Source organism: Chryseobacterium camelliae, assembly GCF_030818575.1.
GTDB lineage: Bacteria > Bacteroidota > Bacteroidia > Flavobacteriales > Weeksellaceae > Chryseobacterium > Chryseobacterium camelliae_A.
Genome location: NZ_JAUTAL010000001.1, coordinates 1,731,541 through 1,749,159, shown reverse-complemented (window position 1 = coordinate 1,749,159; position 17,619 = coordinate 1,731,541). Strand labels below are relative to the sequence as shown.

15 protein-coding genes are annotated in these 17,619 nt (G+C 40.6%); 13 read left to right on the top strand and 2 right to left on the bottom strand.

Translation table 11 applies throughout. The features are described from left to right. The first annotated feature begins 36 nt into the window (after positions 1-36). Genes QE404_RS07970 through QE404_RS07960 form a run of 3 tightly spaced genes read left to right on the top strand, consistent with a single transcriptional unit; the run spans position 37 to position 3,822 of the window. The gene (locus QE404_RS07970; RefSeq protein ID WP_307448955.1) at positions 37-315 is read left to right on the top strand and encodes a type I restriction enzyme endonuclease domain-containing protein; all 279 of its coding nucleotides are present in this window, start codon (positions 37-39) and stop codon (positions 313-315) included. 22 nt (positions 316-337) lie between these two features. After that, positions 338-2,569 carry an McrB family protein gene (locus QE404_RS07965; protein ID WP_307448952.1) on the top strand — a complete coding sequence of 744 codons (2,232 nt, stop codon included), beginning with the start codon at positions 338-340 and terminating at the stop codon, positions 2,567-2,569. A gap of 2 nt (positions 2,570-2,571) precedes the next feature. After that, positions 2,572-3,822 carry an McrC family protein gene (locus QE404_RS07960; RefSeq protein ID WP_307448950.1) on the top strand — a complete coding sequence of 417 codons (1,251 nt, stop codon included), beginning with the start codon at positions 2,572-2,574 and terminating at the stop codon, positions 3,820-3,822. Between the two features lie 19 nt (positions 3,823-3,841). On the opposite strand, the gene QE404_RS07955 is transcribed toward QE404_RS07960, so the two are convergent. After that, complete coding sequence (locus QE404_RS07955) at positions 3,842-4,246, bottom strand: helix-turn-helix domain-containing protein (RefSeq protein ID WP_307448947.1); 405 nt, start codon at positions 4,244-4,246, stop codon at positions 3,842-3,844. Positions 4,247-5,563: 1,317 nt separating this feature from the next. Here QE404_RS07955 and QE404_RS07950 point away from each other — a divergent pair. Continuing rightward, positions 5,564-7,186, top strand: a complete 1,623-nt coding sequence (locus tag QE404_RS07950) for a hypothetical protein (protein ID WP_307448944.1) — start codon at positions 5,564-5,566, stop codon at positions 7,184-7,186. Between the two features lie 29 nt (positions 7,187-7,215). On the opposite strand, the gene QE404_RS07945 is transcribed toward QE404_RS07950, so the two are convergent. Beyond that, the gene (locus QE404_RS07945; protein WP_307448942.1) at positions 7,216-7,572 is read right to left on the bottom strand and encodes a hypothetical protein; all 357 of its coding nucleotides are present in this window, start codon (positions 7,570-7,572) and stop codon (positions 7,216-7,218) included. A gap of 131 nt (positions 7,573-7,703) precedes the next feature. Here QE404_RS07945 and QE404_RS07940 point away from each other — a divergent pair, with 131 nt between their 5' ends. From QE404_RS07940 to QE404_RS07900, 9 genes are all read left to right on the top strand, one after another. Continuing rightward, positions 7,704-7,982 carry a DUF1294 domain-containing protein gene (locus tag QE404_RS07940; protein WP_307448939.1) on the top strand — a complete coding sequence of 93 codons (279 nt, stop codon included), beginning with the start codon at positions 7,704-7,706 and terminating at the stop codon, positions 7,980-7,982. A gap of 86 nt (positions 7,983-8,068) precedes the next feature. Beyond that, positions 8,069-8,617 carry a type 1 glutamine amidotransferase domain-containing protein gene (locus QE404_RS07935; RefSeq protein ID WP_307448937.1) on the top strand — a complete coding sequence of 183 codons (549 nt, stop codon included), beginning with the start codon at positions 8,069-8,071 and terminating at the stop codon, positions 8,615-8,617. A 231-nt stretch (positions 8,618-8,848) separates the two neighbouring features. Continuing rightward, the gene (gene typA / locus QE404_RS07930) at positions 8,849-10,657 is read left to right on the top strand and encodes a translational GTPase TypA (RefSeq protein ID WP_307448934.1); all 1,809 of its coding nucleotides are present in this window, start codon (positions 8,849-8,851) and stop codon (positions 10,655-10,657) included. A 119-nt stretch (positions 10,658-10,776) separates the two neighbouring features. Continuing rightward, complete coding sequence (locus tag QE404_RS07925; RefSeq protein WP_307448932.1) at positions 10,777-11,166, top strand: hypothetical protein; 390 nt, start codon at positions 10,777-10,779, stop codon at positions 11,164-11,166. Positions 11,167-11,380: 214 nt separating this feature from the next. Continuing rightward, positions 11,381-12,490, top strand: a complete 1,110-nt coding sequence (locus QE404_RS07920) for a M23 family metallopeptidase (RefSeq protein WP_307448929.1) — start codon at positions 11,381-11,383, stop codon at positions 12,488-12,490. A 92-nt stretch (positions 12,491-12,582) separates the two neighbouring features. Continuing rightward, complete coding sequence (locus QE404_RS07915) at positions 12,583-14,163, top strand: glycoside hydrolase family 10 protein (RefSeq protein ID WP_307448926.1); 1,581 nt, start codon at positions 12,583-12,585, stop codon at positions 14,161-14,163. Between the two features lie 442 nt (positions 14,164-14,605). Next, positions 14,606-15,157 carry a ferritin gene (locus QE404_RS07910; RefSeq protein ID WP_307448924.1) on the top strand — a complete coding sequence of 184 codons (552 nt, stop codon included), beginning with the start codon at positions 14,606-14,608 and terminating at the stop codon, positions 15,155-15,157. 182 nt (positions 15,158-15,339) lie between these two features. Next, positions 15,340-16,431, top strand: coding sequence for a redox-regulated ATPase YchF (ychF, locus tag QE404_RS07905; RefSeq protein WP_307448921.1), 1,092 nt, complete (start codon positions 15,340-15,342; stop codon positions 16,429-16,431). 109 nt (positions 16,432-16,540) lie between these two features. Then, complete coding sequence (locus tag QE404_RS07900) at positions 16,541-17,593, top strand: hypothetical protein (protein ID WP_307453810.1); 1,053 nt, start codon at positions 16,541-16,543, stop codon at positions 17,591-17,593. The last annotated feature ends 26 nt before the right edge of the window (positions 17,594-17,619 follow it).

Here is a 17,619-nt window from a genome sequence, read left to right as displayed (position 1 = left end):
TGTGTTTTAATAGATCAAGAGTAGATTTCAAGGATCTTGGAAATTGATTATGAAGAAAAAGCGTTTTATGATATTCTGGATTCCGTTAGTAAACAATATGGGTTTGATTACGACAAAGAAAAAATGCGGGACTTAGCGCGGGAAATAAAAAAAATAGTAGATAACACCGCCAGATTCCCCGACTATAATGACAGAGAAGACATTAAAGCCCAGTTGAAAATGGAGATCATTGTAAAGCTTCATGAATACGGCTATCCGCCCATTAAACAGGATGATGTGTATAAGAATGTGCTGGAACAGGCAGGGAACTTTTAAAAAAAATAGGTAAATAAACTATATGGCAAGTCTACCCAATCAGGTTACAAAAGAACAGGTTGTTAATGCTCTGGAATTTATTACTACCAATGATGTTCTTCTAAAGGGATCTACTAAATATGATCTTGAATATAAAGGTAAAACGTTTCCTCCTAAAGAAGTTATTCGATGGGCGGCTAGATTAGCTAACATCAAAGATTGGCAGAAAAAAAGATTTTATGGCGGTGATCATACCAATGAACCATTAAGAAAAATGGGCTTTGTTATTAAAAACAGATTAATTAAAGACGTTAATTTAAACATAATTAATAAATACAAGAACATAGTCTTAAAGGGTAATAAAAATGAAATTTATAAATGGAATTTAATCAATAGATATAATGGCCGGCCAGATGTATCAGCTGTTGATTTCGCCTCTGAAATAACTTCAATTAATTTTGGCAATTTAATTTATCACAATGGTATTGCAGTAAGAAATCATATTGCTAGGGAATTTCCGGAAGACTATCGCAATGCTTTTAAAACTCTGTTCGATGAAGATCTGTCATTGGAAAATAGGATTGTAGAGTTTCAAAGCAAAGTTTCGGACATATATAAAAGGATGGGAATAAGTCTGAATCATCATCATGATGAACGTACCATTTCTACCTATCTAACATTTAAATATCCGGAAAAATATACTTTATATAAGAGTTCTATTTATAAATCTTACTGTAATCAATTAGGAATTTTACCCGAGAACAAAAATAAAAAGTATCTGCATTACCTTAGATTAGTTGATAATTTAATTTCTAATTATATCATTAAAGACCAGCAATTGCTGGACATTAAAAGTGAGTTTCTAACTGAAGAATCTTTTGCTGACACTACTAATTTAATATTTGCTCAGGATATACTTTATCAGGTCCTTCAATCTATTGATGAGACAAAAGATTTTGCTGATGAATATATACCAACTGAAATAATGAATAAAGTTTCTATACCACTTAATCAAATTCTTTATGGTCCTCCTGGAACGGGGAAAACCTATTCAATGCAAAAGAATTATTTTCCAAAGTTTTCAGTTGAAGAATCTGACTTAACTAGAGAATCTTACATCGAAGGAATAGTAGCAGATTTAAGTTGGTGGCAAGTCATTACGGTTGCTTTGCTGGATATTGTTTCTGGAAAAGTTAGAAATATTTACGAGCATGAAATAGTACAAATTAAAGAACGCCTTTCTTTATCAAAAACTGTAATGCCTACAATTTGGGGACAACTGCAATCTCATACTGTATTACATTGTAAATATGTAAATGTAGAAAAAAGATCAGAGCCTCTTTATTTTGTTAAAGATGAAAAGTCAAATTGGTCTATTGATATAGAGGCTCTGAAAAATACATATCCGGAAGCCGAAGATTTATTAATTAAAATTAAAAATTTTAAACCACAAGCAGGAAAGTTAGTCAAAAACTATGAATTTATAACTTTTCATCAATCGTTTAGTTACGAAGATTTTATTGAGGGTATAAAACCCAAACTTGACGAAGGAGATAATGAATTAAATTTTGAAATTAAAGATGGGATATTTAAAAAAATATGTTTAAAAGCTATCGCAGATCCAGATAATACTTATGCCATTTTTATTGATGAGATCAACCGAGGTAATGTCTCTGCAATATTTGGTGAACTAATTACTTTAATAGAAAGTGATAAAAGAATTGGTGAAAAGAACGAGTTAAAAATAAAACTTCCATATTCAAAAAAAGAATTTGGTGTCCCTTCAAATCTCTATATCATTGGAACAATGAATACGGCAGACCGAAGCGTGGAAGCTTTAGATACTGCTTTAAGAAGACGATTCAGCTTTGTTGAGATGATGCCTGATATTAATGTGGTAAAAAATAAAGTATTTTTAGATAATTTCAAAAGAGCTGAAATTATGGAAAAGATAAACATAAGAATAGAAGTACTACTTGATAGAAATCATACTTTGGGTCATTCTTATTTTATAAAGGAGGATTTCGAGTCATCTTTTAAAAATGAAATTATTCCTCTTTTACAGGAATATTTCTACAATGACTACAGTAGAATAGGACTTATTTTAGGAAAAGGATTTATAAGGGAGAAAGAGATTTCAAAAGTCAACCAACAAAATATTTTTGCTGATTTCGAAACAAGAAATGAAATGGATATCTCAAAGTCATATGAGTTGATTCCTTTTGATGATAAGATATTTAATTTTGAGAATGCATTGGAAACATTGCTTATGTAAAAATGACAAAGAAAAATATCATCCAAGTTTTCGAACACAGCTTTCTTGCAACTGGTGACAAAGGCTTTAATAACAATCACTTTGTGGCATTATCCAAACTCAATGCTTTGCATAATTACCAATATTTCGACTTGAAACACAACGGTGTCGTATTCAAACAATACGTAGGTGTTATCCAAGTCGATGGATTATCAATTGAGATTCTTCCTAAAATAGACCGTTATGAATCCGATACCGAAGAAAATAAAAGCAAATGGCAGAACGTACTGATCCAAATGCTGAAAGCAACCAGAAAATTGAAAATACAACAGGTCGGTCAGGCCAATGTATCGCGGCAATCAATACACCTTCTGGATATTTACTTTGAATGGTTTTTAGATGAATTATGGCTGCTCATTCATCAGGGATTGATTAAACAGTACTACAGGCAAACCGGAAATGTAAAAGCTTTAAAAGGCAAACTTGAATTTGCTGGGCATATTCAGAGAAATCTTGTTCATAAAGAACGTTTTTATACAACCCATCAGGTATATAAAAAAGACCATCTGATTCATCAGATTCTAAATCAGGCATTGAATATTATTGCTGAGTTTTCAAAAGGAACTTATATTTATAGCAAATGTAAAACCGTACAACTTGGTTTTCCAGAGGTAAAATTGATTAAAGCTAATGACAATACGTTCTCAAAAATTCCGAAATCAAGAAAGACCGCACCCTATGAAACGGCATTGTCCATAGCACGATTAATTATTCTGAATTATGCACCCAATGTTTCCGATGGATCAGAAAAAATGCTGGCATTGCTTTTCGATATGAACCGTCTTTGGGAAGAATATGTTTTAGTGAAATTGAAACAGGCTGCAGAAGGATCTGGAATTAGCATATACGGACAGAATTCTAAACCTTTCTGGAACGGTATTTATATACGCCCTGATATTGTCGTTGAAAAGGAGAGTGAGGTGAAGCTGATTATTGATACCAAATGGAAAAATATCGATCAGTCACAGCCATCTACTCATGATCTTAGGCAAATGTATGTGTATAATGAATACTGGGACAGCGGAAATTCACTTTTGCTGTATCCTGCGAATAATGTTCAGGATAATACAAATGTCTACAATCAGTTTGTCCCTTTAAAAAATAATAGCCATCATCACTGTGGCTTAGGTAAAATATCTGTTTTGGACAAAGACGGAAAGCTCGATCAGGATATAGGGAAAAAAATATTAGATACATTTATAACCAAAGCCTGAGCACTCTCAGGCTTTACTATTATTTTCCAATCAGCTTCTCCATCATTCTAATCTGCTCATCCTTAGACTTCAGCAGCTCCGTATTCAGCCTTTTAATCTCCTCCAAAGCCTCAATCCATTTTTCAATGGGATTAAAATTGAAAGTTGAGTTCGGGTTACCGACACAAGCATTATCTCCAAAAGTATTCGCAATTACATTCACTGCATGTTCCTCATCAAAATTCTGAAATGCCTCTACGGGAATATGCAGTATTTCGGAGATTTTCTGAAGGATCGCTTCTTCGATGACGTCTTTTTGTTCCAGGAGGGAAACTTTCTTCTGGTTCCATTCATCGCCTAAATCGAGGGCGAGGGCTTCCTGTTTGACGCCCAGCATTTCCCTGAAGCGTTTGACGTTGCGTCCCTGATGTATTTTCTGTTCCATGTGTTTTGTTTTTCTAAGCCGTAAAGATACAGCCAATCTTTTAAAAGTGTGACGAGTAAAGGTATAAATTATCCGGTAAAAATCCTAACCCAATGACTATGGTACTCACTTTCAGGATGTAGTTTTGATGGGTATGCCTTGTACAGAAAGGTATGAATTGACAGTGAAGGAAAAACCATGTACTTTCTGATGCATCTTTCGATCCTATGCTGAAAAAACTAATGGATAAAACTGACGGGGCCGCAGTGTTTGCCAGAGATTAATTTCCGTCTCCGTCAGTTCGAGTGCGGAACGGAGTGGAGCGTATCGAGAACTTGTTGAAAAGGATTCCACTTTTGTTTGTTAATCACCGGTTCTCGATACATTTTTCTCCGCCTTGCTGCGAAAAACACTCGAACTGACGGTGCCGCAGTGTTTGTCATAGATTGATTTTCGTCTCCGTCAGTTCGAGTACGGAACGAAGTGGAGTGTATCGAGAACTTGTTGAAAAGAATCCCACTTTTGTTTGTTAATTACCGGGTTCTCGATACATTTTTCTCCGCATTGCTGCGAAAAACACTCGAACTGACGGGGCCGCAGTGTTTGTCAGAGATTAATTTCCGTCTCCGTCAGTTCGAGTACGGAACGGAGTGGAGTGTATCGAGAACTTAGTGCGGATGATAGCCTCCGTTTGTTTGTTACTCATCAGTTCTCGATACATTTTTCTCCGCGTTGCTGCGAAAAACACTCGAACTGACGGGGCCGCAGTGTTTGTCAGAGATTAATTTCCGTCTCCGTCAGTTCGAGTACGGAACGGAGTGGAGTGTATCGAGAACTTTTTGAAAAGAATCACACTTTTGTTTGTCAATCATTGGTTCTCGATACATTTTTCTCCGCATTGCTGCGAAAAACACTCGAACTGACGGTGCCGCAGTGTTTGTCAGAGATTAATTTCCGTCTCCGTCAGTTCGAGTGCGGAACGGAGTGGAGTGTATCGGGAACTTGTTGAAAAGGATCCCACTTTTGTTTGTTAATCACCGGTTCTCGATACATTTTTCTCCGCATTGCTGCGAAAAACACTCGAACTGACGGTGCCGCAGTGTTTGTCAGAGATTAATTTCCGTCTCCGTCAGTTCGAGTACGAACGGAGTGGAGTGTATCGAGAACTTGTTGAAAGGATCACTTTTATGTTTGGCAAACTAAAAAAGAAGCAGAAAGGAAGAATAACCGTTCTGGAGGGATGGGACATCCGTTATTCCGGCTTTCATAGTCTTACAAAAACTTGGATAATCTGCTCCGGTATGGGAAATTCGTTTCACCATCTAAAAAAACACAGCAATGGACACAACAAAAAAAATGATGATTCCCCTGAAGAATGAATACCTTCGGAATCAGCTGCGGCAGGAATGCCTGAATAATCTGATACTACAGATCTATTACCATCCTGCGGATCAGAAAGGCTATAGCCATCTCTTCCTCATGACTCAATCCCATAAGGATGCTGAACTGATCCGCGAAAGAAAATGGGTCACCAAAGCCTTTTCGGAGCATCAGACAAAATTATATGTATCCTGTCCGCAAACGGTAGAATATCAGTTAAAGAAAGGCTATCCTTTGGTGTATTACTATACCCATTCGTCACTGTTGATCTACAGTAAAGATCCTGTTCCGGCCTGTCACCATATGGATAAAGCCGGAAAACATCGGATGAAAAGGTATTCTTCTTTCAGGGAAGAATTTTACCACGACCATGACCTGCTGAAGTCGGAAACAGACCGGTTCCACGCCTTGTATTCACCCATCAGCACCTATTTGATGTACATCAGGCTGATTGAACATGATCTGGATTACCTGGAATATATGTATCTGGGAGACCGGAGGGACCACAAAAATAAACACCAGAGAATAAAAGATTTAACCCTGCATATTCCGCTATTACGGAAACTGCTGGTCAGGAAAAACGGAAATACCTATTACCTGATCTCAAAACTGGAAGCTGCCCTAAACGCTGCGGAATCGGGGGATGAAATGGACATCCGGACAGAACTGTACAGCGCAATACAGCATCTGGAATCGGAATTATACCAGCGGATAGAACACAGGTTCAAAGAACTGAAAACCATGCTGGAGCCGGATGTTCCCGTTTTAGCTGTTGAAGCGGAAATTCCTGAAACCAAAACCGGCGACAAAAACCTGGAAATGATCTTCAATGCCGTCTGTAAAACAGCTGATCCGGAGGAAATTTTCCTGTTTCATACGGCAGATACTTTTGAGAACAGCCGGAAGATCAGGCTGTATTACCTTCTGGTGATCGGGGAGGGGCTGGGCAATGAGAAGATCATCCGGATCCAGGATTCGGTACAGGCGAAAAGCTGCGGTTCAGCAGGTGTTGTTATTCTAAGCCACAGCAGGATTTCCATTCAGGAGCAATTATTTAATGGCCAGCATCTGATGCGGCAGATCATGACTGGCCGGAACAGGATTTTCACAACCGATGACCTGCATCCTGATATTCACTGGGAGGAACCGCATGGTACAGAATATGGGGATATGGATTTATATTATGCCGCTTTACAGGGCTATGTCACAAAATATTTTGCCATGCGGAAATATGTTGAGGACAACAAAGGATACGGCTTTGCAGCCGTTTTTGCCCGGTGTGTGATGAAAGCCTTCCGGGTTTTCCTGTATGGTTCCCTGCATTCGTATATGCCGCATTACCTTAATGCATTCAGCATCTGGAAATTGTGCGTTTTCGCAGACCCTTCGATGGAGAAAATCGAGTTCCTGTTCGGTAAGCTAAGCCCCGATTTTTACAGGACCATAGATGCCGGATTACGATACACTGATAACATCGACCATTGTCCGGGAGAGAAACTGCTTATCATGGATGAAATTTTGGACTGCCTGATGAATAGGATCGGAAATCTTATCGAAAGTAAAAATCTACAGAATAAATAATTACATCATTGTTTTTTCAACGGAGCAAATCAATTCAGGAATTTTGAATCCCGGATCCGTACACAATATTCACTTCCCAGAAACCTCGGGTCACCATACTTCTCAGACCAGAACCCGTCCAGGACATCATTGCTGATCCACCGGTAGACTGCGACACCTTTATATATCTGGCCATCCTCGCCGGTATAATTAAAGTTAATGACTAATATTCCGTCTTTGTAAAATCCGGTCCCGTTCTGCTCATGGTCACCGATGATCCATTGGGCAATAATCCGGTTGTTTTCGTCAAGGGACAGGGTAAGGATGCCTCTGTAGGTCACCTGATCGGTTGCTTCCTGGTTGCTGCCTTCCACGGCATAACTGCCCGCGAGGTTTTGTAAGGTCATTGATTGATGGTTTAAACCTGCAAAAATAAGACATCGGTAATATAAATTCATCAGGAATTTTTTCCTTTTAATATCTGAAAGTCTGGTCTCTTCATCCGCCTCCGGATTTTTTTTATAATTTGCGCTCCTGTATGGAATATATTTTTGTAATCACAACTGTAATTACCTTTATTATTTTCGGTATGGATAAATACCGTGCGGTACGGCATAAAAGAAGAATTTCCGAGGCATTTCTGCTGGCGGTTACTTTTCTGGGTGGAACTGCCGGTGCATTGCTCGGGATGCTCATATTCAGGCATAAAGTGTCGAAAAAATCTTTCCTGTTCAAACTTGCTGTGGTGATCATGATTCAGTGCATTATGACAGGGATTATTTTTAGGCAATCCGGAAATATATTTTACCATTCCTGAGTTTTAACAAATTTTTAGCATTCAAAGGCTTTCGGCGGCATCATTTTTTCTTAGTTATTAACCGTATAACACCAAATCAAAAAATTATGTCTAAGAAAATCGCCATTCTGGCAACACACGGTTTTGAAGAAAGTGAACTGAAATCACCAAAAGAGTATTTAGAACAACAAGGCTGGACAGCCCATATCATCAGCCCGGAAGCGGGAACCATCAAAGCATGGGCAGAAAAAGACTGGGGGAAAGAATATCCTGTAGATAAAACGTTGAACGAAGCCTCCGCTTCTGATTATGATGCATTGATGTTACCTGGAGGAGTGATCAACCCGGATACTTTAAGGACCAATGATACCGCATTAAGCTTTGTAAGGGACTTTTTTGAACAGCATAAACCGGTAGGAGCCATTTGCCACGGACCACAGATCCTGATCAACGCAGAGGTAGTGCAGGGGAGAAACATGACTTCCGTAAAATCCATCAGCAAAGACCTGAAAAATGCTGGGGCAGACTGGGAAGACAGCGAGGTAGTAACTGACAACGGATTGGTTACCAGCAGGACTCCTGAAGATTTACCCGCTTTCAATAAAAAGCTGGTAGAAGAAATCAATGAAGGAAAACACGAAGAGCAGACAGTATAAGCATACTGCAATTAAACTATATAAATTAAGTCAGTTAAGGCCCGGATCTTTGATCCGGGCCTTAACATATAGCCGAAAGGAACCGTCCGGAACTTTGCCGGAAAAAGCGTTTCCTAAACTTTGTGCATATCTGGTTTAAATAATCCGCTCATTATTAAATTGTTAAATAATTATGCATCATACGTTATATTTGGTTTAAAATCACTATTTTTGCACCCGTAAAAATCCTATATGCAAAACATTAGAAATATTGCGATTATCGCACACGTTGACCACGGGAAGACCACTTTGGTTGACAAGATCATTCACGCGACCAACATTTTCAGAGAAAATCAGGAGAGCGGGGAATTAATTATGGATAACAATGATCTTGAAAGAGAAAGAGGGATCACCATCTTGTCCAAAAATATTTCTGTTACTTATAAAGACACAAAAATTAATGTAATCGATACCCCCGGTCACGCCGATTTCGGTGGCGAAGTGGAAAGGGTTCTGAAAATGGCCGATGGGGTAATCCTTTTGGTGGATGCTTTTGAAGGTCCTATGCCACAGACGCGTTTCGTACTTCAGAAAGCCCTGGAACTGGGATTGAGACCATTGGTGGTTATCAACAAAGTAGATAAACCGAACTGTCGTCCGGATGAAGTTCACGATCAGGTATTCGACCTGTTCTTCAACCTGGAAGCTACGGAAGAACAACTGGATTTCCCAACGTTCTACGGATCTTCAAAACAGGGATGGTTCAACACTTCACTGGAGCAGACAGAAGATATTTTACCGTTACTGGATGGTATCCTGCAATACGTTCCGGCTCCGAAAGTGAGCGAAGGAACCCTTCAGATGCAGATTACTTCCCTGGATTTCTCTTCTTTCCTAGGAAGGATCGCGATCGGGAAAGTAACCAGAGGGGAGATCAAAGAATCCCAGTGGATCGGTCTTGCCCAGGCAGACGGAAAAATTGTAAAAGGAAAAGTAAAGGAATTATATGTTTTTGAAGGATTAGGAAAGAAAAAAGTAACCGAAGTACAGGCCGGTGATATCTGTGCCGTAGTAGGTTTCGATGCCTTCCAGATCGGTGATTCATTCGTAGACCTTGAAAATCCTGAGCCATTGGAAAGAACGGCCATCGATGAGCCTACGCTGAACATGACGTTCTCCATCAACAACTCTCCGTTCTTCGGGAAAGACGGTAAATATGTAACGTCTAACCACCTGAAAGAAAGGTTAACCAAAGAATTGGAGAAAAACCTTGCTTTGAAGGTTCAGCAGACGGATGATGCCAACACATTCCTGGTATTCGGTAGAGGTATTCTTCACTTATCGGTTCTTATCGAAACGATGAGAAGGGAAGGATACGAAATGACCATCGGTCAGCCTCAGGTAATCCTTAGAGAAGATGAAAACGGACAAAAATTGGAGCCTTATGAATCTTTGGTGGTAGATGTTCCGGAAGAATATGCTTCCAGAGTAATCGATCTTGCTACCCAGAGAAAAGGGGACCTTCACATCATGGAAACCAAAGGTGAAATGCAGCACATGGAATTCGAAATTCCTTCCAGAGGTCTTATCGGACTGCGTTCCCAAATGCTTACCGCTACTGCAGGAGAAGCGATCATGGCACACCGTTTCACGGAGTACAAGCCTTTCAAAGGCGCTATTCCGGGAAGAAACAACGGGGTACTGATCAGCAAAACCCAAGGTCCTGCTACGGAATATTCCATTGCTAAATTACAGGACAGAGGTAAGTTCTTCGTAGATCCGGGTGAGGAAATCTATGCGGGAATGATCATCGGTGAGCAGAACAAACCGGGAGACCTTGTGGTAAACATCGTAGAAGCAAAGCAGCTGAATAACATGAGAGCGTCAGGAAAAGATAAAGACACCGGGGTAGCTCCGAAAATCTTATTCTCACTTGAAGAATGCATGGAATACATCCAGGGTGACGAAGCTATTGAGGTAACACCGAATTTCATCAGAATGAGAAAGAAAATCCTTTCTGAAGAAGAAAGAAAGAGAGTGGAAAGATCTGCAAAAGCTTAATTGCAACAATCACTGAAAACTAATGGTTTCAGGATACTATATAAGCCTTCCGTATTTATCGGGAGGCTTTTTTTAGTTTCAGTTTTTAATGTTATCAAGAGTTGAGTAAAGGAGTTAATATGAAAAAATATCATAGAATTTTTATTTTGATCTTGTACAGTTTCATGATTGTAGGGTGTCATCTTAAAGAAACAGAGCTGAAAGATTTTGATGAGTACCAGTTTGATGTTCTGATTCCGGGGGAAGGAGTTTTTAATATCGGACACTCCTTTATAATTAATGATGAAAGTTATATTAATAAACAATATAATTTCATGTATTATCCCAGGAATTTTGAAGAAAGAAGATTGCTGATTCCCGGCAGTGTTCAGAATAGTGATTTTCCGGTCTATTGGAGAGAGGTTGAGCTTCCGTTCAGAATCATAAAGAAAGCGGAAGGAGATACATTACTGGTCATCAAAAACAGCAGTGAATTTATTTTTAAAAAGGTCAGAAATTCAGATGAATAATGAAATTTGTTTTGAATTATCTTCCTGAAGCAAAATAAGCGGAAGAAGGTTTTTTTATTTTCAATAACGACAAAGATAAACCTCAAGGGTTTTCAAAACCTGTGAGGTTTGAGTCAGCCATATATGGATAAGAGCATACAGTTAAACCAGGATATTGCTTATGCAATCATCCGTTTCTTTATTGCTACGGCCACATTTTTGCATTTTCCCTGCCATGAGTACATTGAAACCTGCATCACTATTCTTTGCAATCCTGCTCCTAATCCTATCCTGTGACGGACTGAAAGTACCAAAACATATTTTTGAAACCTCAGAACGCAGGAAATATGAACGCAGCTTTTCAGGATCTGATAGTGCCATGGCTAACTGGAAAGGCAGTTTTTCTGCAGCGGTAGCCAACCGGCTTACCATTCCTGAAGGCACTTCATTTGTTGTAGCGGCAGATTCCGCAGCGATGAATGCAATAGGCTATTCACTGGAACTCAAAAAAGGAGATCAACTCATCATCGAAAGCAATACAAATAAGCCTAACGCAAAAATTTTTGTAGACCTTGTGGCTCCGGGTGCAAACATCGATGATGCCGAAAGCAGCCTGATGACCAACAACAGGTTCTCCGCTTTTATAGAAAATACCGGCTTATACAAAGTAGTTATACAGCCTGAAATAGAATTCTCTGAAAATTATGGGCTCCTGTTCTACACGCAGCCATCATTATCGTTTCCGGTAACCGGGAAAGGAAACCGTAATGTGCAGAGCTTCTGGGGTGCGAGCCGTGACGGCGGCGGCAGGAGCCATGAAGGCGTGGATATTTTTGCTTCCCGCAGAACGCCTGTGGTTGCGGTTGCCGATGGGTTCATCACCCGTACCGGAAATCAGGGATTGGGCGGGAAGCAGGTTTGGCAGCGTGATGCCTTGCTGGGGAATTCCTATTACTATGCCCATCTGGACAGCATCCTGACCGAAAGCGGCAGAAATGTAAAGACCGGCGACACGCTCGGCTGGGTAGGCAATACCGGTAATGCCGCAGGAGGGCCTACGCATCTCCATTTCGGAATTTATACCACAGGCGGAGCAGTTGACCCTTATCCCTACATCAGGATACGGCCGGTACCCAAACAGAATTCAAAAACAGCCATTCCTGCATCAAAACACACTAAAGCAGGAACCAACCTCCGTGCAGGTCCCGGAACCCAATATGAAATCTTAACCACAACAGATACCAAAACACGCGTCCGGATTCTTGCGGTAAGCGGATCGTGGTGTCACATAAGGACTCACGATGGTAAGGAAGGGTTTGTTTTGCGGGACAGACTTGATCCTTGAAAATCAAAAAAATCATCCATTAACTCATATTCAGCGCATAATTTGGAAGCGTCGCGTTTCCTAATAAAAATGAATAACATTATTTTTGCTTTATGAACATCAGAAACATTACGTATACAGCCCTGTTTTTCTCAGCTATTGCGATGGGGTCTTGCTCCTCACAGAAAGCCGTGACATCTCAGACGGGTAAAAAGCCTGTTCCGCAGGCAACCTCTCTCCCTAAACCTCCTCCTATAAAAGCAGAACCGGAAGAAACCTACAGGACCAACCTTCCGGTGATCGGCCGTGAATTCCGTGGAGCCTGGGTTGCCAGTGTGGCGAACATCAACTGGCCATCAAGGAATAATCTGTCTGTAGACCAGCAAAAAGCAGAAGCCATCGGGATGCTGGATATGCTTGCCGACAATAATTTCAATGCGGTGATCTTTCAGGTCCGTCCTTCAGCAGATGCTTTATACACCAGTGAGATTGAACCCTGGTCATATTTCCTGACCGGCCAGACAGGCCGTGCGCCTTATCCGAATTACGATCCTCTGCAGTTCTGGATTGAAGAAGCCCACAAAAGAGGCCTCGAACTGCATGTATGGCTGAACCCTTACCGTGCCCACCATTCCAACGGCGGTCCGGTGAGCAACCTGTCAATGGTCAATAAACTTCCCGACATGGTGGTGAGGCTTAAAAACGGGATGTACTGGTTCGATCCTGCCAATCCTAAAACGCAGGGACATGTTTCCAATATTGTAAAAGACCTCGTTAAGCGGTATGACATAGACGGAGTGCATTTTGATGATTATTTTTATCCGTATGCTGCATACAACCACGGTGCTGATTTTCCGGATACCGCAAGTTGGACTGCTTATGTAAACAGTGGCGGTACCTTATCCAGGGCAGACTGGAGAAGGGATAATGTCAACAGGTTTGTAGAGCGGATCTACAAAGAAATTCACGCAGAGAAAGATTATGTGAAATTCGGGATCAGCCCGTTCGGGATCTGGAAACCGGGATACCCTCAGGGGGTGGTTGGTTCATCCCAGTTTGACGAATTATACGCCGATGCCAAATTATGGCTGAATAAAGGCTGGGTAGATTATTTTTCGCCCCAGTTGTACTGGCCCGTTGATTCCAAAGGGCAGGGCTTCGGTGCACTGCTCAACTGGTGGGAATCTGAAAATACCCTGAAACGCCATTTATGGCCTGGTCTGAATACCATTGAGGTAAAGTCCAACGACCGCCCGTCTGAGATCAGAAACCAGATCGACATTTCCCGTCAGGTGTTGGGGAATGATGCCGGTGAAATCCACTGGAGCATTGCCGGGCTCACCAAAAATCCCGGAATGCTGTCTACACTTAAAAACGGGCCATACAAAGAGAAAGCCCTGATTCCTAAATCACCCTGGATCAAAGCCGCTCCATTACAGGTCCCTTCACTGTTCCTGGCGGATGCGGGAAGTACAATACGGGCAAGCTGGAGCACTCCCAACCTGAAAGAAGTTTTCAAATGGGTACTGTTCACCCAGTATAACGGAGTATGGGAAACTGAAATCCTTACCCTGGATCAGCTTTCCAAGGACATTCCGAAATCAAAAGAAGGAAGAGTGCTGAATGGCGTAGCGATTAAAGCGATCGACCGTCTTGGTAACGAGAGTGATTACACGGCCAGGAAGATAAAATAGACCCCTGTAAAAATATGCATACAATCCCGTAAATCTTTTGCGGGATTTTTTGCTGTTTAACTATAACTATTGCTTTACAGTTGAACGATCAATCATCAATCATCAATCATCAATGATCAACTATATAAATCGGCTTATATCTAAACAAAAGACTGCAATCCTAGCCCCGATTGAAGTGAAAATCCTTTTTGAAAAAAAAGATTGCAGCGGAAAGCGGGAAACAGCTCCCGAATTTACTGATCAGCAATGCTGTACAGGTTGAGACCTTAGAAAAATGGCTGGTTCAGCAGTTGAAAGAAGTTTAGAATAACTATAAACTAGAGTATAAGTAATTGTATTACAGGTAATTATTGAGTCGATGAGTATGGAGTTAAAATACAACTCCGGTTTCACGGAACTATTTTTGCATTTTAATACCCATAATCATCAAAAAATATAAATTATGAATACCAACAGACTTTCACCGAGACTTGAAAAGGCGTTAAGCGACCAGATGAATACCGAAGACTTACAGTCACGCGTTTATTTTTCATACGGAATCTGGGCTGCCGATAAAGGGTACGGTGGAATTTCAAATTTTCTGTTCCGTCATGCCCAGGAAGAAAGGGATCATGCCGTAAAATTTATGCAATATGTACTCAACAGAGGGGGCAAGCCGAAAATTACCGAATTACCAGCTCCTGGAGAGGAACCGAAAAGCCTAACCCACTGTTTCGACCTGGTTTTTCAGCATGAAGTGGATAATACAACGGCAATCTATAAACTGGTGGATATGGCTTTTGAAGAGAAAGACTGGGCTTCATGGAATTTCCTTCAGTGGTTTGTAAAAGAACAGATTGAAGAGGAAACATTTGCCATGAACCTGATTGATAAATTAAAAATCGCGGGTGGAGACAGGGCAACCGACGAATCACTATTTGCGCTGGACAAGACTCTCGAGACGCTTCCGGATGACGCAGAACAGGCGCAGGACGCTACCGGAGCCAATCCATAACATCAAGAAAATTCTATCAGATACAGACATCATCTGCCGGTCTCCGGCAGATTTTTTTATTATGAAACTGTCCTTAAAATCACTATCTTTGCGGGCTGAAAGATCAGGGTTTCTGCATCCCGTTGTGATATGGGATCATTCCAGGCCCCGGATGATAAATTTAAAACTTAGAATTTTACAATATGAAATGTGGAATCGTAGGCTTGCCGAATGTAGGTAAATCAACTCTTTTCAACTGCCTGAGCAATGCAAAAGCACAGTCAGCCAATTATCCTTTCTGTACCATCGAGCCTAACCTCGGAACGGTATCCGTACCGGATCAAAGGTTATTCGAGCTTGAAAAGATCGTAAAGCCTGAAAGGGTTTTGCCGGCGGTAGTGGAGATCGTTGATATTGCCGGTCTGGTAAAAGGAGCCAGCAAAGGAGAAGGACTGGGGAACCAGTTCCTGGCCAACATCAGGGAGTGCGAGGCCATTATTCATGTATTAAGATGCTTTGATAACGGGAACATCGTCCATGTAGAAGGTTCTGTAGACCCGTTGAGAGATAAAGAAATCATTGATATCGAACTTCAGCTGAAAGATCTGGAAACCGTAGGTAAAGCGGTTGAGAAAGCAAAGAAATTCATTAAGTCCGGTAAAAAGGAAGACATCCTTACTTATGAAACCCTGCAAAACCTTCAGAAATTCCTCGAAGACGGTAAGAATGCAAGGGAATTTGCAGTGGATGATACCACAAAATCCATTATAGGGGAAGTTCAGCTGTTGACGAATAAACCTGTTCTGTACGTTTGTAATGTGGATGAAAATTCCATTAAGAACGGCAATGAATGGATTGGCAAAATTGAAGAAATGGCAAAAAATGAAGGTGCGGAAGTCGTAGTACTGGCTGCACAGATCGAAGCCGACATCAATGAGCTTGAAACCTTTGAAGAAAGAGAGATTTTCCTTGAAGAACTCGGACTTACGGAGCCGGGCGTGAACCGTTTGATCAGAAAGGCATATGACCTGCTGAAACTTCAGACATATTTTACTGCCGGGGTAAAGGAAGTAAGGGCATGGACCATCGGACAGGGCTGGACGGCACCACAGGCCGCAGGCGTGATCCACACCGATTTCGAAAAAGGATTCATCCGTGCAGAAGTGATCAAATATGACGATTATATGACCTACGGTTCCGAAGCAAAAGTGAAGGAAGCCGGTAAGCTTTCCGTGGAAGGTAAAGAATATATCGTAAAAGACGGTGACATCATGCACTTCAGATTCAACGTATAAGGATACTATTAAAGCTAGTTATAACAGAAAACGCTTCCGGATTTGGGAGCGTTTTTTGCATTCAAGTCGGAAACTTTATAGTATGAAATTCATCTATTGTATTTTTTTCATGGTATCTCTTTACTCCTGTTCTAAAAGTATTGAGGAAAACTGCTTTGTCTCTGATCAAGAAGAGCGCGAATATGTGGAAGAAAAACCATTTACAGTAAAAGAGATCCTTGCTGAGAAACCTTCTTATGTACAGATCATAGATTTGAAGAGCTTCAGGACGTTTAAAGAAGACAGTATCTATACTCATGAATATGACGGTAAAAAATATGAACTGATCTTAAATGAAAAAGCAACTGAATATAAAAACTTCAGGAATTACTTCCATAAAGGTTTTGTGATCTACAAACAGCAAAACTATCGCAATGCTCAATACGCCCTGGCTAAAAATGATTTGGGATACTGGTTGTTGAAAATAGCCAATGGTAAACCATCCGCTTACTTTTTAGGCTTAAGTTTCAGCCATTATTACTTCAATGAAATTCAGGACCAGCCGATTATTAAAGATGGATCTTTACAAATTGAAGGGAGCCTGGTGAAGATTATCCAGGTTGCCGGGCTTCCCGGTTATGATGATTATTCTGCGATTGCCGATGGAAAACTGTTTAAGATCAATCTGACTGCATTAATGAAAGATACAGATCAGGACGGATACAATGATATTTTTGAAAAATGTTTTGGCTTAAATCCTGATCATCAGGATTCTGACGGAGACGGAGTCAATGACTTTGTTGATGTAAATCCAATGTATCAATCAGGAAAAAATAAGTTTACCGAATTGTATGAAATGCTGATTCCGAATTATGCAGGGACGCCTGATTTTCAAAAAGATCCATATCATTTTGTGGTTTTTAAAACAGACTGTGATTATTTCCACCAGATTACTCCCAGTGAGTATAAAGTTTTATTTGCACCTGAAGATAAGGACAAGGAAAGCCGTTACCTCAGGTCTACCGACGTGTATCATTTCGGAATTTCTAAAATTAAAAAGAATAAAGCTTTTCCGGAACGGTTCTATATCGAAAAGTGGGGTAGCAGTTCTTCTACCAATTACGCAGCGGAATACCGAAACGGAAAATGGGAACTTGAAATGCTTGGAGGCATTGTCATTTAATTAATCCAATACTTCGTACATTTGAA